23 protein-coding genes are annotated in these 24,696 nt (G+C 41.4%); 20 read left to right on the plus strand and 3 right to left on the minus strand.

What is annotated here, in order from left to right; translation table 11 throughout:
* The first annotated feature begins 7 nt into the window (after window positions 1-7).
* The 11 genes from KJK34_RS02995 to smpB all read left to right on the plus strand — a co-directional run bounded on the left by KJK34_RS02995 (window position 8) and on the right by smpB (window position 11,545).
* Entirely contained in the window at window positions 8-823 is an 816-nt protein-coding gene (locus KJK34_RS02995; protein WP_223052377.1) for a M48 family metallopeptidase, read from the plus strand.
* A gap of 91 nt (window positions 824-914) precedes the next feature.
* Complete coding sequence (locus tag KJK34_RS03000; RefSeq protein ID WP_223052378.1) at window positions 915-2,228, plus strand: MFS transporter; 1,314 nt, start codon at window positions 915-917, stop codon at window positions 2,226-2,228.
* A gap of 50 nt (window positions 2,229-2,278) precedes the next feature.
* A complete protein-coding gene (locus KJK34_RS03005) occupies window positions 2,279-3,184 on the plus strand; it encodes a DUF6252 domain-containing protein (RefSeq protein WP_223052379.1) in 906 nt (301 codons plus the stop codon).
* 191 nt (window positions 3,185-3,375) lie between these two features.
* Window positions 3,376-5,826 carry an endopeptidase La gene (gene lon, locus KJK34_RS03010; protein ID WP_223052380.1) on the plus strand — a complete coding sequence of 817 codons (2,451 nt, stop codon included), beginning with the start codon at window positions 3,376-3,378 and terminating at the stop codon, window positions 5,824-5,826.
* Between the two features lie 112 nt (window positions 5,827-5,938).
* Window positions 5,939-6,958, plus strand: a complete 1,020-nt coding sequence (gene porQ, locus KJK34_RS03015; RefSeq protein WP_223052381.1) for a type IX secretion system protein PorQ — start codon at window positions 5,939-5,941, stop codon at window positions 6,956-6,958.
* An 11-nt stretch (window positions 6,959-6,969) separates the two neighbouring features.
* On the plus strand, window positions 6,970-7,656 hold the full coding sequence (gene cmk / locus KJK34_RS03020) for a (d)CMP kinase (RefSeq protein WP_223052382.1): 687 nt from the start codon (window positions 6,970-6,972) through the stop codon (window positions 7,654-7,656).
* A gap of 84 nt (window positions 7,657-7,740) precedes the next feature.
* Window positions 7,741-9,114 (plus strand): nucleoside permease, encoded by a 1,374-nt coding sequence (locus KJK34_RS03025; RefSeq protein ID WP_223052383.1) that lies wholly within the window; start codon window positions 7,741-7,743, stop codon window positions 9,112-9,114.
* Between the two features lie 134 nt (window positions 9,115-9,248).
* Window positions 9,249-9,686, plus strand: a complete 438-nt coding sequence (locus KJK34_RS03030) for an SRPBCC family protein (RefSeq protein ID WP_223052384.1) — start codon at window positions 9,249-9,251, stop codon at window positions 9,684-9,686.
* A gap of 7 nt (window positions 9,687-9,693) precedes the next feature.
* Window positions 9,694-10,551 carry an aldose 1-epimerase family protein gene (locus KJK34_RS03035; protein ID WP_223052385.1) on the plus strand — a complete coding sequence of 286 codons (858 nt, stop codon included), beginning with the start codon at window positions 9,694-9,696 and terminating at the stop codon, window positions 10,549-10,551.
* Between the two features lie 62 nt (window positions 10,552-10,613).
* The gene (locus KJK34_RS03040) at window positions 10,614-11,009 is read left to right on the plus strand and encodes a hypothetical protein (protein ID WP_223052386.1); all 396 of its coding nucleotides are present in this window, start codon (window positions 10,614-10,616) and stop codon (window positions 11,007-11,009) included.
* A gap of 83 nt (window positions 11,010-11,092) precedes the next feature.
* Window positions 11,093-11,545 carry an SsrA-binding protein SmpB gene (gene smpB, locus KJK34_RS03045; protein WP_223052387.1) on the plus strand — a complete coding sequence of 151 codons (453 nt, stop codon included), beginning with the start codon at window positions 11,093-11,095 and terminating at the stop codon, window positions 11,543-11,545.
* Between the two features lie 56 nt (window positions 11,546-11,601).
* On the opposite strand, the gene fahA is transcribed toward smpB, so the two are convergent.
* Entirely contained in the window at window positions 11,602-12,885 is a 1,284-nt protein-coding gene (gene fahA, locus KJK34_RS03050; protein ID WP_223052388.1) for a fumarylacetoacetase, read from the minus strand.
* Between the two features lie 108 nt (window positions 12,886-12,993).
* On the opposite strand from fahA, the gene glyA reads away from it, so the two are divergent.
* The 7 genes from glyA to KJK34_RS03085 all read left to right on the plus strand — a co-directional run bounded on the left by glyA (window position 12,994) and on the right by KJK34_RS03085 (window position 20,598).
* Window positions 12,994-14,268, plus strand: a complete 1,275-nt coding sequence (gene glyA, locus KJK34_RS03055) for a serine hydroxymethyltransferase (protein ID WP_223052389.1) — start codon at window positions 12,994-12,996, stop codon at window positions 14,266-14,268.
* 116 nt (window positions 14,269-14,384) lie between these two features.
* Window positions 14,385-14,870, plus strand: coding sequence for a DoxX family protein (locus tag KJK34_RS03060; RefSeq protein WP_223052390.1), 486 nt, complete (start codon window positions 14,385-14,387; stop codon window positions 14,868-14,870).
* A 73-nt stretch (window positions 14,871-14,943) separates the two neighbouring features.
* The gene (locus KJK34_RS03065) at window positions 14,944-16,062 is read left to right on the plus strand and encodes a vWA domain-containing protein (protein WP_223052391.1); all 1,119 of its coding nucleotides are present in this window, start codon (window positions 14,944-14,946) and stop codon (window positions 16,060-16,062) included.
* A 13-nt stretch (window positions 16,063-16,075) separates the two neighbouring features.
* Entirely contained in the window at window positions 16,076-16,813 is a 738-nt protein-coding gene (locus KJK34_RS03070) for a hypothetical protein (RefSeq protein ID WP_223052392.1), read from the plus strand.
* A gap of 6 nt (window positions 16,814-16,819) precedes the next feature.
* Window positions 16,820-18,286 carry a sigma 54-interacting transcriptional regulator gene (locus KJK34_RS03075; RefSeq protein WP_223052393.1) on the plus strand — a complete coding sequence of 489 codons (1,467 nt, stop codon included), beginning with the start codon at window positions 16,820-16,822 and terminating at the stop codon, window positions 18,284-18,286.
* A 97-nt stretch (window positions 18,287-18,383) separates the two neighbouring features.
* Window positions 18,384-18,827, plus strand: coding sequence for a hypothetical protein (locus KJK34_RS03080; protein WP_223052394.1), 444 nt, complete (start codon window positions 18,384-18,386; stop codon window positions 18,825-18,827).
* A gap of 328 nt (window positions 18,828-19,155) precedes the next feature.
* Window positions 19,156-20,598 (plus strand): sodium:solute symporter family protein, encoded by a 1,443-nt coding sequence (locus KJK34_RS03085; protein WP_236937571.1) that lies wholly within the window; start codon window positions 19,156-19,158, stop codon window positions 20,596-20,598.
* Window positions 20,599-20,652: 54 nt separating this feature from the next.
* On the opposite strand, the gene KJK34_RS03090 is transcribed toward KJK34_RS03085, so the two are convergent.
* Together KJK34_RS03090 and KJK34_RS03095 are read right to left on the minus strand one after the other, a co-directional pair.
* Entirely contained in the window at window positions 20,653-21,084 is a 432-nt protein-coding gene (locus KJK34_RS03090) for a response regulator (RefSeq protein ID WP_223052395.1), read from the minus strand.
* A 172-nt stretch (window positions 21,085-21,256) separates the two neighbouring features.
* Window positions 21,257-21,931, minus strand: a complete 675-nt coding sequence (locus KJK34_RS03095) for a Crp/Fnr family transcriptional regulator (RefSeq protein WP_223052396.1) — start codon at window positions 21,929-21,931, stop codon at window positions 21,257-21,259.
* A 128-nt stretch (window positions 21,932-22,059) separates the two neighbouring features.
* On the opposite strand from KJK34_RS03095, the gene KJK34_RS03100 reads away from it, so the two are divergent.
* Both KJK34_RS03100 and ccoS read left to right on the plus strand, forming a co-directional pair.
* A complete protein-coding gene (locus KJK34_RS03100; RefSeq protein ID WP_223052397.1) occupies window positions 22,060-24,432 on the plus strand; it encodes a heavy metal translocating P-type ATPase in 2,373 nt (790 codons plus the stop codon).
* Window positions 24,433-24,517: 85 nt separating this feature from the next.
* Entirely contained in the window at window positions 24,518-24,691 is a 174-nt protein-coding gene (gene ccoS / locus KJK34_RS03105; RefSeq protein ID WP_223052398.1) for a cbb3-type cytochrome oxidase assembly protein CcoS, read from the plus strand.
* Window positions 24,692-24,696 lie beyond the last annotated feature (5 nt).

Consider the following 24,696-nt stretch of genomic DNA (forward strand, 5'->3'; position numbering starts at 1 on the left):
ATAACCTATGAGAAAAAGTGTGCTAATACTTACAGGGATATTGTTTGTGCTGGTAAGTGCCTGTTCTACAAATCCTTTTACCGGTGAGAAAAACCTTAATTTTGTGTCTAATGCCGAACTGTTTCCTGTTGCTTTTCAGCAGTATGATCAGTTCCTGCAGGAAAATAAAGTAGTTTCCGGCACGCAGGAGGCTGCTATGGTAACAAAAGTTGGGCAAAAGATAAAGAATGCCGCCGAAGCCTACTTTAAATCAAAAGGGCTGTCACAGTCGTTAGAAGGTTACCAGTGGGAATATAAGCTGGTGCAGGACCCTGCAGTAAATGCATGGTGTATGCCCGGTGGCAAAATAGTAGTATATACCGGTATAATGCCCATAGCTCAGAATGAGGCAGGGCTTGCAACGGTAATGGGGCACGAAGTGGCACACGCACTTTTAAATCACGGAGGGCAGCGTATGAGCGCAGGCACCATACAGGAACTTGGTGCAGTAGGTGTAGCCGCGGCTACATCGGGTAAAAGCGAAACAGCGCAGCAGTTGTACCAGCAGGCATATGGTATTACCACACAGTTTGGCGCAATGCTGCCATTTAGCAGAAAACACGAAAACGAAGCCGACGAGGCCGGACTTATACTAATGGCTATTGCAGGCTATAATCCTGAAAATGCTATAGCATTTTGGCAGCGTATGGAAGCTAATTCAGGCGGAGGCGCTCCACCGGAGTTTTTAAGCACGCACCCGTCAAGCAGCACAAGGATACGTAATATCAAAAGCCAGATTCCTGACGCTAAAGCTGCAGCAGCCAAGTTTGGTGTTAAGTTTTAAATTTATGTAACCAAAACCTGCATATAATTTTTATACATATATTAGCTGTCCTTAACGGGCAGCTTTTTTATTGCCTTAAAACCAAACCGATATGCAGCAACCGGAAAAAGGGAGTAAGAAACTTTTAAACGCATGGGCTTTTTATGATTGGGCTAATTCTGTATATAGCCTTGTAATTGCTTCAGCAGTTTTCCCTATTTTTTATAATGCACTTTTTAATGAGGGCGAGACAGATGTAAGCGTTTTTGGTACGTCAGTAAAAGGTACCGCTTTAATAAGCTTTACTACTGCTTTTGCTTTTTTGTTTGTCGCATTTATATCGCCGTTGTTGTCTGGTATCGCAGATTATTCCGGTAATAAAAAGATATTCCTTAAGCTCTTTTGTTACCTCGGCTCGTTTTCGTGTATAGGGCTTTACTGGTTTAGCCTTGAAAATATATACTGGAGTTTAGTATGCTATTTCTTTGGGCTCGTGGGCTTTTGGGGCAGCCTTGTTTTTTATAATTCATACCTGCCGGACATTGCATACCCTGAGCAACAGGATGCTGTTAGTGCCAAAGGTTACTCAATGGGGTATATCGGTAGCGTTTTCCTGCTTGTTTTCAACCTTGCAATGGTAATGTTCCCGGATGTTTTCGGGCTTGAAGATTCACCAGTAGAGCCTGCCGCTGTTAAAGCAATGCGCTGGTCTTTTGTTTCAGTAGGTATATGGTGGATTTTATTTAGCCAGTACACTTATTATTATCTTCCAAAAGGCACCCGCAAAAATAAAGTTACCACAGATGTTATGCTTAACGGTTTCAGGGAGCTTCAAAAAGTATGGAGCCAGCTAAAGCAAAACCTAACATTAAAACGATATTTAGGAGCATTTTTTGTTTACAGTATGGCGGTACAAACCGTTATGTTGGTAGCCACTTACTTTGGCGCCGAAGAAATTGCGTGGGGCGAAGGCAGCGCCAAACAAATGGGACTAATTATAAGTATATTACTGATACAGATTGTTGCTGTGGGTGGTGCTGTAATAACATCAAGGCTTTCTAAAACTTACGGAAACATTAAAACACTTATAATTATCAATAGTATATGGGCTGTAATTTGCGTTTGTGCCTTTTTCCTTACGTTGCCCATACATTTTTACATTACTGCTGCATTTGTAGGGCTTGTAATGGGGGGAATACAGTCGCTTTCCCGTTCTACATATTCAAAATTTTTGCCCGAAACCAAAGACACTGCATCCTTTTTCAGTTTTTATGATGTTACAGAAAAGATAGGTATTGTTATCGGTATGCTGTTGTATGGCGCAATAGACCAGGTTTTTGGCAGCATGCGCTATTCGGTTATATTCCTTACCGTATTTTTTGTGGCCGGTATTTTCCTGCTGCGAAGAGTCTTAAAAAAATCTTAGCATTTTAAAATTATTACTTTATATTTGGGGATTAAAAATTAATAACTGTTATGAAAAATACTAAAATCTTATCAGCTTTATTGATATTATTTGCAACATTTGGCATTATATCCTGTGATTCTGAACCTGTAGATCCTGTGTTTCTGGATAACTGGGAGGAAAATAATAACAACCCAGAGGGTGGTTCTTTCCAGGTAAATATAGACGGACAACAGTTTACAGCTTCTGTTGCACAGGCAGCTTTTGAACAGGGTGTACTAAACATCAGCGGCGGAAGCACCAGCACCACTGGCAGCGTTGTATCTTTAACAGCCCTTGGCAGCCAGGAGGGTACTTATACAAACCAGCAGGCATCTATAATGTATATTCCTAATATCTCAGAGCAGTCATTCTATACCAATATAGATATAAATGCAGAGCCGGGCAACAATTACAACGGAAGCATAATCATAACAGATATTGATACTGTGAACAAAACGGTTTCAGGTACTTTCAGCGGTACTGTTTATTGGAACATGCCGGGTGAGGAAATGGAGCCTGTAGTACTAACAGGCGGTACATTTACCGATGTGCCTTATACAGGCAGCCCTACACCGGTTACAAACCCGGACGATGAGTACTTTACAGCCGTTGTAGATGGCGTTGAAAAAGATTTTACAAATATACAGGCTGCACCGACAGGTGATAATTTACAGATAATAGGTTTATTACTAAGCGGTGAAGCAATTCAGATGCTTGTAGATGCTGATATCACACCGGGCACTTACCAGTTTGGCAGCGCTTCGGCAACTATGATTGCCTACCAAAACTTATCTGATGCATATCCTTTTGATGAGGGTTCACTAACAATTACCAATAATTCTGATGGATTTATAACTGGTACATTCAGTTTTACAGGTACCAATTTTGATGATGAAACGATAGAGGTTACAGGCGAATTTAATGTAGAACTGTAATATTCTATTAAATAATATCTGAGCCCCGCGATAGCGGGGCTTTTTCGTTGGCATAATCATTGCCCTATTACGATACATAAACTGCTTTAAACAGGTTTTACCTACTGATAATAATGCATTTATAAATTATGCGTTACTTAATTAGATGCAGTTTGTTTTATTGTTTAATGACAAAATGACTTATATATAAGATGTCTAATCAAAAAATATTGAATATTGACAGTTTGTCACTCCAGGAACTTGATACAGATGCGGAACTTATTCCGCTGATGACCCCGGAGGACGAAGAAGAAATGAATAATGAAGTACTGCCCGGCGCCTTGCCAATCTTGCCGTTACGCAATATGGTGCTGTTTCCGGGTGTGGTAATACCGATAACAGCCGGAAGGGACAAATCTATCAAGCTGATTAATGACGCTAATTCAGGCGGTAAAATTATTGGTGTGGTTGCACAAAAGGATGAAAGTATTGAAGAACCTTCTCCGGCCGATATACATACCGTAGGTACGGTTGCGCGCATTTTAAGGGTCCTTAAAATGCCTGATGGCAACACCACTGTTATACTTCAGGGTAAGAAACGATTTGAAATAGATGAGGTAACATCAGAGCAGCCTTACCTTATGGCTACTATAAAAGAAGTAAGTGAAACCCGCCCCGAAAAAGGTGATGTTGAATTTACAACCATTATAGAATCTATTAAAGAGCTTGCCATACAAATAATAAAGGAAAGCCCTAATATTCCTACAGAGGCTACTTTCGCTATCAAAAATATAGAGAGCGAGTCTTTTCTTGTAAATTTTGTTTCGAGCAACATGAACCTTACCGTTGCTGAAAAGCAGGGGTTACTTGTTATAAACAGTCTTAAAGAAAGGGCACTGGAAACGCTTAGGTATATGAACCTTGAGTTGCAGAAACTGGCGCTCAAGAATGATATCCAGAGTAAAGTACGTTTTGATCTCGACCAACAGCAGCGTGAGTACTTCCTGCACCAGCAGATGAAAACCATACAGGAAGAGCTTGGCGGTGTAAGCCATGACCAGGAAATTGAGGAAATGCGCCAGAAAGGCAAGGCGAAGAAATGGAATGAAAAAACTAAAAGCCATTTTGAAAAGGAACTTGCCAAGCTACAACGCATGAACCCGCAGGTGGCAGAGTTTGCAACGCAGCGCAACTACCTTGAGCTGATGCTCGACCTGCCGTGGAATCATTTCTCTAAAGATAAATTCGACCTTAAGAAGGCAGAGAAGATATTGCACCGAGACCATTACGGGCTTGATGATGTAAAAAGGCGGATACTGGAATATCTTGCGGTATTAAAGCTGCGCAACGATATGAAATCGCCTATATTGTGCCTTTACGGACCTCCGGGGGTAGGTAAGACCTCAATTGGTAAATCGGTTGCAGAGGCACTTGGCAGGGAGTATATCAGGATTTCGTTAGGAGGCCTTCGTGACGAGGCAGAAATTCGCGGACACAGGAAAACCTATATCGGTGCAATGCCGGGGCGCATCATCCAAAGCATAAAAAAAGCCGGGACATCTAACCCTGTTTTTGTATTGGATGAAATTGATAAGCTATCTGCAAGCCATAATGGAGACCCTTCTTCGGCTTTGCTTGAGGTTTTAGACCCAGAGCAGAACAAAGAGTTTTATGATAACTTCCTCGAGTTGGGGTATGACCTTTCTAAAGTTATGTTTATAGCTACTTCAAATAATATGGCTACCATACAGCCTGCCCTTCGCGACAGGATGGAAATTATAAACATGACCGGTTACACTATCGAAGAAAAAGTAGAAATAGCCAGAAAACACCTTTTGCCAAAACAGATAAAAGAACACGGACTTACGCCTAAAGAGGTTGTGGTAGGTAAAAAGCAGCTCGAAAAGATTGTTATGGGCTACACACGCGAGTCGGGTGTGCGCGGGCTTGAAAAGCAAATTGCAAAACTGATACGCCATATCGCCAAATGTGTGGTAATGGAAGAGCAGTATAATGTAAAAGTTACCGACGAAGACATTACTGAAATACTGGGAGCACCTAAAATGGAGCGCGACAAGTATGAGAATAATGAGGTTGCGGGCGTGGTAACAGGCCTTGCGTGGACAAGCGTTGGCGGAGACATATTGTTTATAGAGTCTATCCTTTCTAAGGGAAAAGGTAATATGACAATGACAGGTAACCTTGGTGCGGTTATGAAAGAATCGGCTACCATAGCGCTGGAATATATAAAAGCTAATTCTGAGTTATTAGGTATAAGCCCTGAGATAATTGGCAATTATAACGTACATATACACGTGCCGGAAGGCGCAACCCCAAAAGATGGCCCGAGTGCAGGTGTGGCAATGCTTACATCTCTTGTGTCATCATTCACACAAAAAAGGGTTAAAAAACACCTTGCCATGACGGGCGAAATTACCCTGCGCGGAAGAGTGCTGCCGGTAGGGGGTATAAAAGAAAAAATACTTGCCGCCAAACGGGCCAATGTAAAAGAAATTATACTTTGTGAAGAGAACAGGCGCGATGTAGAGGAAATAAAGCAGGAGTATCTGGACGGGCTTACCTTCCATTATGTGAAATATATGGAAGATGTTATTAAACATGCAATTACCGACCAAAAGGTAAAAAAGGCAAAGACATTATAAAGTTTATATACTTGCAATTTAAAAACGGCTAAATTTATTAGCCGTTTTTTTATTTAAAAAATAATATCTTCGCAACCGCGTTATAGTATGCACCAAACGTATGTAACAGGCAATGTTTAAAAACCGGTTTCTTTATATTTTATTGTTTATAAGTGCTTTGTCTTTCAGCCAGATAGGGGGCAGGCACACCTATCAGTTTTTAAACCTTGTTACCTCTCCGCGCCAGGCAGCCCTGGGCGGTAAAATAATCACCCTTTATGATTATGATGTAAATCAGGGGCTTTTTAATCCTGCAACCATAAATGCCGAGATGGATAACCATCTTTCTGCAAATTACGGCAGTTATTTTGGTGAAGTTACTTATGGTACTGCAGCCTACGCTTATACCTACGACAGGCACGTTCAGACTTTTCATGCAGGGGTTAATTATGTAAACTACGGTACTTTTGAAGGGCGTGATGAAGCCGGCCTGCTTACGGGCGATTTTACCGGGAGTGAAATAGCTTTATCTTTCGGCTATGCCTACAATATACCCTGGACAGATATTTATGTGGGCGCAAACGCCAAGCTAATATCATCTACGTTGGAAAGTTATAATTCCCTTGGGGGCGCTATAGATATTGGCGCTATTTATATTGATGAGGATAATGACATAAATATCGCGCTTGCCATACGTAATGTGGGTATGCAGTTTACTACCTATGCAGGGCAGCAGGAATCCTTGCCGCTGGAAATTATTGCAGGTATATCTCAGGAAGTAGAAAATGTCCCTGTTCGCTGGCATATTACTTTAGAGAACCTGCAACAGTGGAATATAGCATTTTCTAACCCTAACCGCGCTGAACAGGGCATAGACGGGGGGGTACAGGAAGAAAAAGTATCTTTTTTTAACAATGCACTTCGCCACGTGATACTGGGTGCCGAGCTTTTTCCCGGTAAAAGCTTTAATCTCAGGGTGGGTTACAACTTCAGGAGGGGAGAAGAACTGCGTATTGAGGAGCAGCGTAATTTTTCAGGAATTTCGGTAGGATTAGGGTTAAGATTTAATAAATTGCGCTTTGATTATTCATATTCCCGTTATACGCTGGCAGCCAATACCAGCTTGTTCGGGTTAACCGTTAACCTGCAATAAAAACAGCAGTTTTGGATAAAAAAATTACCATTGCCATTGATGGTTTTTCCTCTACCGGAAAAAGTACGCTTGCAAAACAATTAGCACGTCACTTGGGGTACGCCTATGTAGATACCGGCGCTATGTACCGTGCTGTAACGTATTATGCCATGGACAAGGGCTATATTACCGATGAGCATTTTGATAAACAGGCACTTATTAACGACCTGCCGCATATAAGCCTGCAATTTCTTTTTAGTCCTGAAAAGGGCTTTGCCGAAATGTACATCAATGAGCATAACGTTGAGAAAATGATACGCACACTTGCGGTGTCTAACAAAGTGAGCCGTGTAGCTGAATTATCAGAAGTGCGTGCCATGCTTGTAAAGCAACAGCAGCAAATGGGTGCAGGCAAAGGCGTGGTTATGGATGGCAGGGATATTGGCACGGTTGTTTTTCCCGATGCCGAACTTAAGCTTTTTATGACAGCAAGTCCGGAAACAAGGGCAAAACGCCGTTATTTAGAGCTTCAGGAAAAAGGGGATAAGGCGAGTTATGAAGAAGTACTTAAAAACGTGCAGGAGCGCGATTATATAGACTGTAACAGGCAGGACTCACCGCTTGTTAAGGCTGCCGATGCAATAGAGATAGACAACTCTAAACTCAGCATAGAGGAGCAGTTTGAAAAAGTAATGCAACTGGTACAAAACGCTGTTTAACTTTAACGGCTGAATTCTTTGAATTTCAGATTTTATTAATAGTTTTACCACCGTTAATAAAATGTTAACTTAATTTTTCTTTGTATGGGCATTAAAAACCGCCTGGTAGCCATGAGCTTCTTCCAGTTCTTTGTATGGGGAGCCTGGCTTATAACTATTGCAAACTACTGGTTTGGTACTAAAGATTGGGATGGTACCCAGTTTGGTCTTGTTTTCGGCACTATGGGTATAGCATCTGTGTTTATGCCTACTATAACAGGTATTGTAGCTGACCGTTGGATAAATGCCGAAAAATTATATGGGGTACTGCACATTTTATATGCTGCGGTACTTTTTTATATACCCCAGGTTACAGATCCCGGTACTTTTGTATATGTAATGCTGGCTGCCATGTGTTTCTACATGCCTACTATAGCACTTAGCAACTCAATATCCTATACAGCGCTAAAAAACAATAGCTATGATGTTGTAAAGGCGTTTCCGCCTATACGAGTATGGGGTACGATAGGCTTTATAGCAGCCATGTGGATAACAAACCTTACAGGAAATAAGGCAAGTGCATATCAGTTTTATATTGCCGGTATTGCGGCTGTTGCACTTGGGCTGTATTCTTTTACCCTACCAAAATGCGAGCCACAAAATACCAAAGCCAATGCCTCATGGTTTGAAGCGCTGGGGCTTGAAGCCTTCAGGCTGTTCAGTGTGTATAAAATTGCGCTGTTCTTTATCTTTTCTATGTTTCTGGGGGCAGCTTTACAGCTGACAAATGCCTATGGTGATGTTTTTCTGGACGAATTTAAATTTTTCCCTAAATATGCAGAATCTTTTGTGGTAGAATACAGTACCATAATCATGTCCATATCTCAGGTTTCAGAAACCCTGTTCATCCTAGCAATACCATTCTTTTTAAGGCGTTTTGGTATTAAGCAGGTAATGCTTATCAGTATGCTGGCGTGGGTGCTAAGGTTTGGCTTATTTGCCTACAGTAACCCGGCAGACGGGCTATGGATGATAATACTATCCTGCATAGTTTATGGTATGGCATTCGATTTTTTCAATATATCAGGTTCTTTATTTGTGGAAACAACAACACCTGCTAAAATACGTTCGTCGGCACAGGGGCTTTTCATGATGATGACAAACGGTTTTGGAGCGATTATAGGCAGTTTCACATCGGGGTGGATGATAGACAGGTATTTTACAAAATCGTTTACTGATACAGCTTCATTAGCGAACTTTCTTGAAACAGAAGAAACGAATACTAAACTTTTAGAATTTGTAAAAGACCAGAAGATATCATTAGCAGATAATGGCACCTTCAGCAACGCTATAATGATGAAAGACTGGCATAATATATGGCTTGCCTTTGCTGTTTATTCCCTTGTTATTGCCATAGCGTTTGCCATTCTTTTTAAGCACAAGCACGACCCCAAAGCGGTCGAGGCTATAAGCCACTAATATAATAAGTGTTCAAAACCAAGCCCGCAATTAGTTGCGGGCTTTTTCATACTATAAAGTATAGTTAAAGGTTTATGCTTACAATTGGTTGAATAGTAACTTTAGTTAACTACAAATCAATAAATTATAAAACTATGAGCAAATCTTTAATTGTAAACAACAACATCCGTATAGATGCTCCCGTAGCCCGCGTATGGGAGGTTTTAACCAAACCTGAATACATCCGCCAATGGGACAGCCTGCCGGAAGACTTCGGCGATTATGAAATACACCCTGCCACGGTTATAGAATGGCCCGGGTATTCTAAAATGCAGGTAGTGGAATTTGAGCTGAATAAAACGCTTAAATATTCTCTTTTTGTGCCGGCCTGGAAAGATGAGGAGATAACGAATGTGGGCTACACGTACAATCTCTCTGTAGATGAAAATGGCTATACATGGCTTGGAATTGAGATAGGCGATTTTGCTATCCTTACCGAAGGAGATAAATATTATGAGGAAAGCATTACCTTTGGCGAAACAGCTTCGCAAAAGATAAAACAGCTTTCGGAAGCAGGCTATCGTAACACATAATCAGGCTTTGGACGTACAAATTACCAACAGAAAACTAACGGCATCTTTTAAAAATAAAGGTGCCGAACTTATATCCTTAAAAGATGATAATGGAAGGGAATATATGTGGGGTGGCAACCCTGATTTTTGGGGAAAGCATTCGCCTGTCTTATTCCCTATTGTCGGAACTTTAAAAAATAACAGCTATAGCTATAAGGACAATTCTTATTTGCTTGGCAGGCACGGCTTTGCACGGGATATGGATTTTGTTGTTAAACAAAAAGATGATATAAGTGTTTCTTTTAGTCTGGTTTACAGTGATGAAACATTAAAATTATACCCTTTTAATTTTGAACTCATTATCAGCTATAGGCTTGATGAAAATAATCTCATAGTACAATATACCGCCAAAAATCATAGTAATGACGGCCAGATGTTGTTTAGCATCGGTGCACATCCGGCATTCGCCCTTCCGGGTAATTTTTCGGATTATAGTTTGCATTTTGACAGGGAGGAAAAACTCATAGCAACCCCTCTTCATGACGATCTGCTTAGCAATAATGAAAACGTAATTACACTTCAGGAAAAAGCACTGCCGCTACGTTACAGCCTTTTTGAAAATGATGCGCTTGTATTTAAGCAATTGCAGTCGCGTAGTGTTTCAATCGCCTTTCAAGGTCATCCTTTTCTTAAAGTTATTTATGATGATTTTCCCAGTCTGGGCATCTGGACAAAACCCGGCGCGCCTTTTATTTGCATAGAGCCATGGCAGGGTTATGCAGATAACATCAATTCAAATGGAAGGCTTGAGGAAAAGGAGGGTATAATAACTCTTGCAGCAGGTGAAGAAGCCTTAAAATCTTTTTCTGTAGAAATACTGAACTGATGTATATTTGCGCGCAACCTTTTGCGTAATTAATCATCTTTGTGATACTAATAAAATTTACAATGAATATTAAAAATTTACTGGCAGTATCAGTTTTATGCTTTAGTTTCCTGTCGTGCAGCCTTGATGGCAACGATGACAACTGCTACATTGAAATTTATGGCGAATTTTCAGCGGTTACCGCTCCTGCAACAGCTACTGTTAACACACCCGTGGATATTGAAACCAAAGTTAAAATAGTGAATGACTGCGGCGATTTTAAAAGGTTTTCAGAAAGTAATTCTTTCCCAAAAATTATAAAGCCTGTTATTGATTACCGTGGCTGCGAATGTGTAACAAAAGCAGAAACAGTTACAGAAATTTATACGATTACATTTGAGGAAGCGGGAGAATACCAGTTGCGTTTCCCATCCGGCAGTGGCAGCTACATTTCCAAAAATATTGTAGTAACAGAGTAGTTACAGCTATTGTTGCAGTTAGCGTTATAGTTTATGTAATGCCGTTGGCGTTTTAAACTATTGTGCGTAACTTTGCACTCCTTATGCAAAAAACGGTAAACATACTAAACAGGAAGGCCAGGTTCGAATATGAGATTCTGGATAAATATACGGCAGGCATAGTACTGGCGGGTTCAGAAATTAAATCCATTCGCTTGGGTAAAGCTTCTATTGCCGAAAGTTTTTGTGAGTTTCACGAACATGAGTTGTTTGCTATAAATACCAACATAGAAGAGTATGCCTACAGCAGGAGCTTTAGCCATTATCCTAAAAGCGAACGTAAACTGCTGCTTAATAAGAGAGAGCTTAAAGCGCTGCAGAAGAGCGTACAGAACAAAGGGCTTACCATTATACCACTACGGCTGTTTACAAACGAAAAAGGCCTTGCAAAGCTTGAAATAGGGCTGTGCCGAGGTAAAAAGAACTACGATAAGCGTGAAACCATGAAAGACCGTGATGTGAAGCGTGACCTTGACCGGATTAAAAAAGCATATTAAACGCAAAAAGCAGCCCATCAGGCTGCTTTACTTTTTATTGATATATTGTTCTCTGACTATTTCCTGCTGAAAGGGGGAAGCAACTTACTTTTAACTTCGCCAAAGCCAATGCGAACAGTGTCATTCTTGCAGTAACCGCGCATAATAACTGTATCGCCGTCATTTATAAACTTACGCTCTGTACCATCATTAAGCTTTATAGGGTTCTTACCGCCCCATGTAAGCTCAAGCATAGAGCCAAAGCTGTCAGGTGTAGGACCCGATATGGTTCCGCTGCCCATAAGGTCGCCACTGTTAACGCGGCACCCATTTACCGTGTGGTGGGCAAGCTGCTGCGCCATGCTCCAGTACATATACTTAAAGTTAGAATTACAAATAACATTTTCATTGCCATCTTCAGGCTGTAAAGCTACCTGCAGGTTAATATCAAATGCATGCTCGCCTTCCTGCTTAAGGTAGTCCATAGGTTCAGGACTTTGTTCAGGCCCTTTGGTACGGAAAGGCTCCAGAGCATCAAGGGTAACAATCCATGGCGACATTGAAGAGGCAAAGTTCTTGGCAAGGAATGGCCCAAGCGGCACGTATTCCCATTTCTGGATATCGCGTGCACTCCAGTCGTTAAACAGCACCATACCGAATATATGGTCTTCTGCTTCCTCGATTGGGATAGGCTCGCCCATTATATTGGCATCAGTAGTTATAAAAGCCATTTCCAGCTCAAAATCTACAAGTTTAGAAGGCCCGAACACTGGTGTATCGTTACCCGGTGGCAAAGTTTGTCCCTGCGGGCGGTGTATCGGTATGCCTGATGGTACTATGGTAGAAGACCTGCCATGGTAACCAACAGGTATATGCAGCCAGTTGGGCAGCAACGCATTTTCCGGATCACGGAACATTTTACCAACATTGGTAGCATGCTCCCTGCTCGAGTAAAAATCAGTATAATCGCCAATAAGCACCGGCAACTGCATTTCTACATCCTCTATATTAAAAATAATAGTTTCCCTGTGCTTATCATTATCCCTTAACTCAGGGTTGTTGCTGTCAAAAATTTCAGCAATACGGTTCCTAACCAGCCTCCATGTTTTTTTTCCGTCAGATATAAAGTCGTTAAGCGTGTCCTGCATAAACATATCATCGGTAAGTTCTATACCTTCAAAATAGTTTAGCTGTTGCAGGGCGCCAAGGTCTATGGCATAGTTTCCTATGCGCGTACCAATGGTTACTACGTCATCTTTAGTGATAAAAACACCAAAAGGAATATTCTGTATCGGGAAGTCGCTGTCCTGTGGTACATCCAGCCAGGATTTTCGTGACGGGTCGTTTGCTGTTAGAGGCATCTTTTATATGTTGTTTGTTGTTTTACTGATTTGTCAAATATACTTTTCAGAATGGTTTTACCAAACCTTTTTTTTATTTTTGACAGCAAATTAACGAAAAAATATAAAATGCAACGCGACGAACAAATTTTTGACCTGATACTTGAAGAACAGGACAGGCAAATACACGGACTGGAACTTATTGCGTCAGAAAATTTTGTAAGCGACCAGGTAATGGAAGCTGCAGGTTCTGTACTTACAAATAAATATGCCGAGGGTTATCCCGGCAAGAGGTACTATGGCGGTTGTGAAGTAGTAGATGTAATTGAGCAGATAGCTATAGACAGGGCTAAAGCACTTTTTGGTGCCGAATATGCCAACGTACAGCCGCACTCAGGCTCTCAGGCTAACACGGCGGTATATGCTGCATGCCTTAAGCCCGGCGATAAAATTTTAGGCTTCGACCTTTCGCATGGAGGGCACTTAACACACGGTTCTCCTGTAAACTTTTCGGGTAAGCTTTACCAGACTTCATTTTATGGAGTGGAGAAAGAAACAGGAATGCTTAACTATGATAAAATTCAGGAAACAGCAGAGCGTGAAAAACCAAAAATGATAATTGCCGGAGCATCTGCTTACTCACGCGATATTGACTTTAAGCGCTTCAGGGAAATTGCCGACAGCGTTGGCGCATTGCTGCTTGCTGATATTTCGCACCCTGCCGGGCTTATAGCAAAGGGTTTGCTTAACGACCCAGTGCCGCACTGCCACATAATAACCACTACCACCCACAAAACACTAAGGGGCCCAAGGGGAGGTATGATACTTATGGGCAAAGATTTTGAAAACCCGTTTGGCATTACAACGCCTAAAGGAGAAATCAGGATGATGTCCTCACTGCTTGATGGCGCTGTGTTCCCGGGTAACCAGGGCGGGCCGCTTGAGCATATTATTGCAGCTAAGGCAGTAGCGTTTGGCGAAGCATTACAGGATGAATTTTTCCGTTATGCCATGCAGGTACAAAAAAATGCCAAGGCTATGGCAGAGGCATTTGTTAAGCGTGGTTATGATATAATATCGGGCGGAACGGACAACCATATGATGCTTATTGACTTAAGAAACAAAGGCATTTCCGGTAAAGAAGCTGAAAATGCACTTGTAAAAGCAGAAATTACGGTTAATAAGAATATGGTTCCGTTTGATGATAAATCGCCGTTTGTAACATCAGGTATCCGTGTGGGTACGGCTGCAATTACCACACGCGGTTTGATGGAAGTTGATATGGAAACTATTGTTGGCTTTATCGACCGGGTAATAACCGACCACACAAACGAAGAGGTGCTTGAGGCAGTAGCCGATGAGGTTAACGAAATGATGAGTGAAAGGCCTATTTTTGTCTGGTAATAAATAGTTAAAAAATATATTAAGCGGTTTAAGAATATTCTTAAACCGCTTTTTTATGTGCTTCATTTTCAGGAATAAAAAAATATTGCATATTTGCATTTTAAATAATCCTGCAAATGAAACCCCTTATAGTGCTGCTTGGTTTTTTTGCTGCGGCGTCTGTGGTATTTAAATTAACATCGGGCAATTGGCATACTACTGTAACGGGTAACTTTGCCCTTAGCGTGATGCTGCTTTTTACGGCTACTGGGCACGTTAAATATACCTATGGTATGTCAATGATGCTGCCGGGGCTTATTCCTTTTAAAAAAGCGGTTATTTATGTTACCGGGGTCTTAGAAATAGCACTTGCGGCAGGATTTTTATTTCCTCGATACAGGCTGCTTGCCGGTGTTGCATTCGTAATTTTCCTTATTCTTGCATTACCTGCCAATATCCGTTCTGCATTTCTGCACATAAACTATGAAACCGGCGCGAGAGACGGCCGCGGCCCTGCCTACCTGTGGTTCAGGGTGCCAATGCAACTTTTCCTGCTGTTGTGGGTTTTTTACTTTTCCATCCGCGACCATTTCCCAAAATGTTTTTACTCGGAAGATAACTGAGAACATAACTTTAACTCAAAATTTATGTTTTGTTCTTTAGTACATACGTTCAATATGTAGTAAATTTAACGCTATGGACAGAAGGACAGGAAAAGGATTTATATTCAGCAGCTATAAGGCACCAGATGTTTCGCCTTTTGACAAGCTGTTCGAAATTTTCACAGAGCTTATTACCCATACTTCGGGCGATCTTGATGAAGCGCTGGACTGGCTGCGTCAGCTTGATGAAGAGTATAAACTTACCGATGAAAACTATACCATCGATGATTTTATAGAAGACCTGAAGAAGAAAGGCTACATCCGTGATGAAACAAAAGAGGATGGCAGCGGCGGGCTAAAAATTACTGCCAAGACCGAGAGGAATATTCGCCAGCAGGCATTAAAGCAGATATTCGGCAATCTGAATAAAAGCGGATCGGGCAATCACAAAACTAAATATTCCGGTACGGGTGACGAGCATACAGGCGAATACAGGGAGTATCGCTTTGGTGACGGGTTTGAACGCATATCGCTTACCGAAAGCCTTAAAAACGCGCAGATAAACAATGGTATCGGCAGTTTCCGGTTAACGGAAGACGACCTTGTTGTGGAAGATGCGCAATATAAAGCCCAGATGAGTACTGTGCTGATGATAGATATTAGCCATAGCATGATATTGTATGGAGAAGACCGTATAACACCTGCCAAGAAAGTAGCTATGGCACTGGCAGAGCTTATAACAACCCGTTATCCGAAAGACACAATAGACATTATTGTTTTTGGTAACGATGCATGGCCTATAGCCATAAAAGACCTGCCTTATCTGCAGGTGGGGCCTTACCACACCAACACTGTTGCGGGGCTTTCGCTTGCTATGGATATATTACGCCGCAAGCGTAATACCAACAAGCAGATTTTCATGATAACAGACGGTAAGCCAAGCTGCATCCGCGAAAGCGACGGGACGTATTATATGAACAGCTACGGGCTTGATGATTATATAGTGGAAAAATGCTATAACATGGCAGCACAGGCACGCAAGCTGCGTATACCCATTACAACCTTTATGATTGCAAGCGACCCTTATCTGCAACAGTTTGTGAGCCATTTTACAGAGGCTAATCAGGGTAAGGCTTTTTATACAGGACTTAAAGGATTGGGTGAGATGATCTTTGAAGATTATGAAACCAATCGTAAAAAAAGGGTAAAGTAACAACAGGCGGTGCATGAATGCAGCTAATTTTTTCATAATTATTGTTATTGGCATAGTTGCTTTTTTATTTATACAAACCAGCTACAGCCAAAGCATTAAAGAGAAGAGGAGAAAATTGGGCGAATTACTACCCAACCAAAAAGCTGACAGGCCTTTTAATTTTGGAGAAGAAATGGTGTGGCTTGCCGTGAGAGCAGACAGCAGCGAAGGCGTAGCTGAAGCGCTGGGGTTAACTAACAGGGTGCGCTCCGGGTGGTTAAATGCCATGCATTATGTATTTGAAGGCGGTGCTGTTTTTGTTACCCCCGCTTTTGAGAATTGGGTTTTGGTTGTAGGCATAGACCTGCCCACGAGTAATTCTAAAGCTGAGATCAATAAAATAAAGTTGTTAATAGACAGGTTAAGTAAGCAATTTGGGGAAGCACAGTTTTATGGTACCTATAAAAGTTGCTACACATTCGCAAAGTCAGTTGATGGGGAAGTAGTACGTTTATATTCGCATAACTCCAATAATTATGATTTTCATGATATGGGAGAATCCCTTGCTGAAGAAGGCGGAATGAATTTTCCGAAAATTAAGCCGTGGCAGATTGATGAGGAAGACCAGGAGTATTGGGAGAGGAACAACGTTACATTCGCCGATAAACATATAATACTGCACATAGCAGAAAGATGGAGCATTAATCCTTCAGAACTAAGAAAGAACTATAAAGAAAAAAGTACAGGAATTTTAGGTATTTTAAAAGCATAATAACAAATGGATTATACTAAAATAAAAATATTAGGAGAACTTAAGAACAGCGGTTATAAAAGCCGAACCATAAAAGATGAATTGCGACACAACCTGCGCAGCAAAATTGCAAAAGGAGAAAATGTATTTGAAGGCGTATGGGGTTTTGAAAATACCGTTATACCCGAATTGGAGCGTGCCATACTATCGCGCCATAACATAAACCTTTTGGGGCTTAGGGGCCAGGCAAAAACCCGCCTTGCACGCCTTATGGTAAACCTGCTGGACGAATGGATTCCGGTAGTGGAAGGCTCAGAAATAAATGACGACCCGCTTAACCCTGTATCGCGCTATGCAAAAGAGCTGATAGCAGAAAAGGGTGATAATACTCCTGTAAGCTGGATGCACCGCAATGAGCGCTTTTATGAAAAGCTGGCGACACCGGATGTTACCGTTGCCGACCTGATAGGCGATATCGATCCAATTAAAGCAGCAAACCTTAAATTGTCGTATGCTGATGACAGAGTAATACACTACGGAATGGTGCCACGTGCCAACCGTTCTATTTTTGTAATAAATGAGCTGCCCGATTTGCAGGCACGCATACAGGTGGCGTTATTTAATATATTACAGGAGGGCGATATACAGATACGCGGGTTTAAGGTGCGCCTTTCGCTGGATATACAGTTCGTGTTTACTGCAAACCCCGAAGACTATACCAACAGGGGTAGTATTGTTACACCGCTTAAAGACCGTATCGGTTCTCAAATACTTACGCATTACCCTGAATCTGTTGCCATTGCGCGTACAATAACTGAGCAGGAAGCACGCCTTGACGCAAGGCAGAGCGAATCGGTTTATGTACCCTCACTTGCTAAAGATTTACTGGAGCAGGTGGGCTTTGAAGCCCGTAACAGCGAATATATCGACTATAAAAGTGGTGTAAGTGCCCGTATGAGCATAACGGCTTATGAGAACCTGCTGAGCACAGCCGAACGCCGTGCTTTGAAAAATGGTGAGCAACAAACCACTGTGCGCCTTTCTGATTTTACAGGTATAATACCCGCTGTAACAGGCAAAGTTGAGCTTGTATATGAAGGCGAGCAGGAGGGGGCAGCCGCTGTAGCCGAGCATCTAATCGGTAATGCAGTAAAAACACTTTTTGCTGAATATTTCCCTAAAATAGAAAAACTGGAAAGGCAAAACGATAAAAGCCCTTATCAGGAAGTGGTAGACTGGTTCTTTAACGAAAGCAGCTTTGAGCTTACAGATGAGGCTACAGATGCTGAATACAGAAAAAAGCTTGACAGCATTATTCCGCTTAAGCAGCTACAGATGAAGTATGTGCCGGATATTACTGATGAAGATAAATACTTCCTAAAAGAATTTATTTTATGGGGATTAGCCGAAAATAACAAGTTGAGCAAAGACCGCTTTACACAGGGATATGAATTTAAAGACATATACGGCAGCTATATAAGTAAGAATTTATAGTACTTAGCAAGTAGTAATTTAGCATAACTTTAAAATAATTTGCTTTTGTGTTTTGTAACTTGTAAGTAGTTGAAATTCAAAACCAAAAAGTAATATTATGAAGAATGCATTTTACTGTTTTATTTTGTTTTTAATGATGGGTACAATAGCGAAGGCACAATCTTTTGGTGCGGCCGGCGTAGAGGTTGAAGGTGTGTTCGATATGAACAAAGCCGTTTATTATGACTGGCTGAGGATGGGCGACACAAGGCAGGTTACCATGAAGTTCCCGCAGACTGCCAAAGGCGCAGAGGATGCCCTTAAAATAGCAGAGCAGATGCTTGTTAAGAATGAACTTTCTATTAACCAGCCCGACCAGTACAAAAGTGTAGAGATGGTTGATACTAAAAGCGACCAGCCTGCCGCGCTGCATAATGCCATACAGGATGGTAAGCGAAAAGTAAACCTGGTTTGGTATGCTGCCGACGGCTCTGCATTGCACCTGTTTTTAGGGCCATACAGTTATGAAATAAATATTTATAATGCCTTTAAAATACGATAAGTATAAAGGGGCTGTCTCAAAAGTGTCATTCTGAACGAAGCGATAGTGAAGTGAAGAATCTTAAATGGTTAAATCCGTTAAGATTCCTCCTATCGTCGGAATGACAAAATGCCGGTAAAGCACTTTTGAGACAGCCTCTTTTTTATTGTTTATCTTTAAAATTGCCATTACGGATTCAGTTTTTTATCTTTGCCGTTATCACAAATGTTGTTAAGGCTTCGCCTTCAGTCCTGTAGCGGGCTGTCCTGCTGTAAAATTCATTTACAGAAAACATTTATAACGGCAAACCACGAGGGTTTGCACCATCATCTTAAACCTGATAACCCTAATGGAAATCCATTTTATCGACCTCACTATTTTTGTAGTTTACCTTGTAATTATGCTGGGCATAGGCTTCTACTTTATGAAGCGTAATAAATCTGAAGAAGATTACTATGTTGGCGGGCGAAGTATGTCGGCAGGGCATATAGGGCTTTCGGTAGTGGCAACAGATGTCGGAGGCGGTTTTTCTATAGGTTTAGGAGGGCTTGGGTTCATGATGGGCCTTTCCGGCAGCTGGATGCTTTTTACCGGGCTGCTTGGCGCTTGGATTAGTGCCGTACTGCTGATACCAAAAGTTTATCCAGTTGCGGTAAAACATAACTTCCTAACCTTTCCGCAGTCACTGGCTTTTCACTATAATAAAAAAGTAGCCCTTGTAGCAGGTATAATATCATTGATAGGTTATATAGGCTTTACCAGTTCACAAATACTTGCGGGTGCTAAGCTGGCTTCGGCAACATTTCCTTCCGTTTCAATAACCGATGCTATTCTTATAATGGGCGTTATAGCAATTGTATATACCGCAGTTGGGGGTATTAAAGCCGTAATTTATACCGATACCATACAATGGATTATCCTTATGGCAGGGCTTATTGGTATAGGCATACCGTTGGGTTACATACACATTGGTGGCTGGGATGCTATAAGGGCTACATTGCCTGACAGCTTCTTGTCACTGACCGAAGTCACTTTTGTACAATTTTTTAACTGGCTTATAACCATTGTACCCATCTGGTTTGTGGGTATGACGCTTTATCAGCGCATTTACGCCTGTCGCGACGAGAAAACTGCTAAGAAAGCGTGGCGTATAGCAGGGCTTTTTGAATGGCCTGTAATGGCATTTATGGGTATTGCGCTCGGCTTATTCGCAAGGGTAGGCTATGAGCAGGGCATGTTTACCAATATAGGTTTTGCTCCCGGCACAGGGCTTGATGCAGAGCTTGGGCTGCCATTGTTTTTAAGAAGTATTTTACCTGTTGGCCTTATGGGGCTGATGCTTTCGGCTTATTTTTCTGCCATCATGTCAACCGCCGATAGCTGCCTAATGGCTGCATCCGGCAATTTTTCTACTGATATTCTTTCTTACTTTAAAAGAGTAAAGAAATACAATACCATAAAAAACTCTCAGGTAATTACGCTGATAATTGGTGTGGTTGCTGTTCTGCTTGCAACGCACATGCAAAACGTTTTAGAGCTTATGCTGTATTCCTATGCTTTTATGGTATCGGGGTTGCTGGTTCCTGTTCTGGGTACATTAATGCTTAAAAGGCCTTCTGCGAAGGCGGCAATGGCAGCTATGATATCGGGTGGTTTAACCACACTAACCTTAATCTTAATGCAGGTAGAACTGCCTTTGGGGCTGGATGCCAACTTTTTTGGGATAGCTGTTTCTGCAATAGCATTTGCAATTTTTCAGTCGGCTTCTAACACCAATAAAGTAGTTGCCTGATATAAAGTTTCAGTAAATAAGAATCCCGCTCATTGAGCGGGATTCTTAAATTTTTTAACCGTTTTTGGTTGTAAATGAGTTAATGTTTTCGCGCCAGTAATCAATCATGTTGCGAATTCTCTCTTTGTAGCTGTTGTAATCGCTGCCTTTGTGGATGTATCCCTGTATGGATAATTTATTGGCTTCTTTTATGGAATGTTCATCCTGTGCGTTAGAAATAAAAATGTAAGGAATATCCTTGTCCATAAAAATCTCTTCATTCAAGATAATATTCCTTAATTCAAAGCCACCAAGCTTAGGCATGTTTATATCCGAAATAACTACAAAAGGTTCTATTTCGGGCCTTCTCAGGTACTCTAATGCTTCCGTACTGTCAGCAAAAAAGATAATGTTGTTTTTGTAACCCAGGTCACGAAAGATCTCCTGTAGTATTTCCCTGTCATCCTCATCGTCTTCAATAACCAGTATATCCCTGTGTCTTTTCATGTGTGGCGTTTAGTTTATTATGCATAAATATAAATTTTTTCTGAAATTCGGTTTATAGTTTTTCACATATTTTTATCACTTTTTTACATACCTGTTGTAAGAACAATTGTTTGTTGTTCTTGATTTAATTAATTAATAGTCAATAATGTAAGGTGGTGTGATGATGTAGAAACTAAACTTTTTTCAGTTTCTCGGTATTCGTAAGAGTAATTTTTTTGCCGCTAAGTTCAATCAGTCCGCTCTTATTGAACTCTGAAAGCAGCCTGATACAGCTTTCCGTAGCAGTGCCAATCATGCCCGCAAGCTCCTCTCTTGATAATTTTATTTTTAGGCTCTTGTCTTCGTTAATGCCAAAGGTGTCATGCAGGTAAATCAGTGTTTCGGCCAACCGCTGCTTAACCGATTTCTGCGCCATGGTCACAAGGTGGTCGTCGGCTTCTTTAAGGTCGCCGCAAATGGTGCGCATCACATTCATAGAAAATCCATTGTTCTCGTTAAAGAACTTCATAACCTCTGCTTTTGGTATAAAGCAAACTTGCATGTCATCTAACGCTACAGCACTAAGGTTTACAGGTTCTTCGCTAATCATGCTGCGCTGACCCAGCAATTCTCCTTTGGTAATCAGTTTTACAATTTGCTCATTACCGTTCGGGCTTAGCTTTGTCATTTTGCATACGCCATCTTTAATGCAAAAGATGCCCTGCACATTTTCGCCTTCTGTAAAAATAGGTTCTCCTTTCTTTATTGTGTATGAAGATTTGCAGTCTGCGAGCCGTAACAGCTCGTCTTTCTTAAGTGCTTTCAGGGAGCTGAATTCTCTTACTATACATTGTTCACATTTACTCATATGTTCAGTGCTCCTTGTTAAAATTGTGTTAACTCAACAAAGATAAGAATTACTCCAACATGACAAAAATCATATTTTAATATTTAACGCTGCCGCACCTTTGTATCAGGTATTTAGAGCAGATAATCATGGATAATAAAAATTGTTTCCATTGCGGGTTGCACCTTGTTGCAGGCCAGGAAATTGCATTTAACGAAAAAGAGTTTTGCTGCAGCGGCTGCAAAACCGTTTATGAGATATTCAGCAGTAACGGTCTTGATTGCTATTATGATTTTGAAAATGCGCCCGGAGCAACACCACAGGACATTAAGGGTAAATATGACTTTTTAGATAACGAGGCTATAGTTGCAAAACTGCTTGATTTTAAAGAAGAAACCACACATATTGTATCCTTATATATACCGCACATACATTGCAGTTCCTGCATCTGGATATTAGAGAACCTCAACAGGCTAAACCCCGGTATCAGCAGCTCTCAGGTTAACTTTCCGGAGAAAAAAGTGCGGGTTGTGTTTAACTCCGAAGCAGCTACACTAAAAGCAGTGGTACTTTTATTAAGTTCTATAGGCTATGAGCCCTACATAAGCCTTGAGAATTATGAGGGTACTAAAAAAGGCATCAGCAGGGAGTTAACCTATAAGCTTGGTGTTGCATTTTTTTGCTTCGGCAATGTTATGCTGCTTTCTTTTCCCGAATATTTTGATGTAGATGAGTTTTGGCTGGAACAGTATAAAGGTTTTTTCAGATGGCTCATTTTTGCCCTTGCGCTGCCTTCTTTCCTGTATGCGGCAAGTGGCTATTATGTTTCTGCATATAAGAGCATAAGGGCGGGCATGCTTAATATAGATGTACCCATAGCTCTCGGGCTGGTGGTAATGTTTATAAGAAGCACGGTAGATATTGTTTTTAATCTGGGGCAGGGTTTTTTTGACAGCCTTACAGGCCTTGTTTTTTTTATGCTGCTGGGCAGGCTCTTTCAGCAGAAAACCTACAACTTTCTTTCATTTGAACGTGACTTCAGGTCTTATTTCCCTATAGCGGTAACAAAACTTACCAACGGTCAGGAGCTTTCTGTTCCGGTTTATGATGTGGCGGCAGGCGACAGGCTGCTTATCCGCAACCAGGAACTTATACCTGTAGATGGTATTTTAATCAGTTCCGAAATCGATATTGATTACAGCTTTGTAACCGGAGAGGCAATACCCATCAGGAAAAGATCGGGCGATAAGGTTTTTGCAGGCGGCAGGCAGCTTGGCCAAGTGGCAGAGATAGAGGTACTCAGTTCGGTATCGCAAAGCTACCTTACCCAGCTATGGAGTAATGATGTTTTTAATAAAAAAGAAAAGCAGGGCTACAAAACCCTTACCGATACCATAAGCCGTTATTTTACACCTGCATTGCTGGCACTTGCCGTTGCTGTTTTCCTGTTCTGGGTTTTTAAAAATGTAACTACTGCATTTAATGTGTTTACAGCAGTGCTTATTGTGGCGTGCCCTTGTGCGCTGGCACTTAGCGCACCGTTTACGCTGGGTAATGTATTGCGTATTATGGGGCGGCAAAAGCTGTACCTTAAAAATGCAACGGTTATAGAGCAGATGGCTAAGATAGACACCATAGTATTTGATAAAACAGGTACTATAACCACTAATAAAAAATCGGCTATTGTTTATGAAGGCGAAGTCCTGACAGATGCCGAAACGGCTGCCCTTAAAAATGTGCTGCGCGGCTCTAACCACCCCCTTAGCAGAAGATTGTATGATTTTTTACCGGTATATACCGTAGCACCCGTTCAGGATTTTCAGGAAGTTACGGGCAAAGGTGTGCTGGGTAGGGCAGGAGTGCTGTTAATTCAGGCAGGTTCTGCTGCATTTGTGGGTAAAGATGAGGCAGGCACACTTCAAACTAATGTTCACATAGCAGTAAATCGCAGCTATAAAGGCAAGTTTGTATTTGATAATTGTTATCGGGACGGCCTCAGTTCCCTTTTTCAGCTACTTGGCAAAAACTATGAACTTAAAATACTTTCGGGCGATAATGAGGGCGAGCGCGAGGCCTTGCAACAATTACTCCCATCCGGTACCGAATTGGTTTTTAACCAAAAGCCGGAGCAGAAGCTTGCTTTTATAAAACAACTGCAACAGCAGGGCAAAAATGTAATGATGATTGGCGACGGGCTTAATGATGCCGGGGCACTTGCACAAAGCAATGTAGGCATATCCATATCAGAAAATGTAAATGTATTCTCTCCTGCCTGCGATGGCATACTGGATGCCGGGCAGTTCAGCCGAATTGCCTACTTTATGCATTATGCAAAAAATGCGGTAAAAACCATAAAAATGAGTTTTGCGCTTTCGCTGTTGTATAACGCAGTTGGGCTTTCTTTTGCTGTTGCAGGCAAGCTTAGCCCGCTGGCAGCAGCCATTATTATGCCACTTAGTACTATCACTATAGTAAGCTTTGTAACCATAACTACAAATTACTATGCAAAAAAAGGCAAATAACCGCTGCAAAAAGCCGAAGCATGACAAATATCATATTTTTTCGGTAGCGCGGGCAGTAGCTTTGTTAAGATAAAATTAAGAAGGTATGAGTGTAATCTATTTATTAATCTCCATCAGTATAGTGGTTGCTGTGGCTTTCTTTTTCGCCTTTGTAAAGGCGGTTAAGAGCGGGCAGTATGACGACGACTATACACCCTCCGTCAGGATGCTTTTTGACGACGAGTTACAAAAAACCAAAACCAAAACGAAAATCAAATAACAGTA

The sequence above is a fragment of the Flavobacterium coralii genome (genome assembly GCF_019891545.1).
Lineage (GTDB): Bacteria > Bacteroidota > Bacteroidia > Flavobacteriales > Flavobacteriaceae > Flavobacterium > Flavobacterium coralii.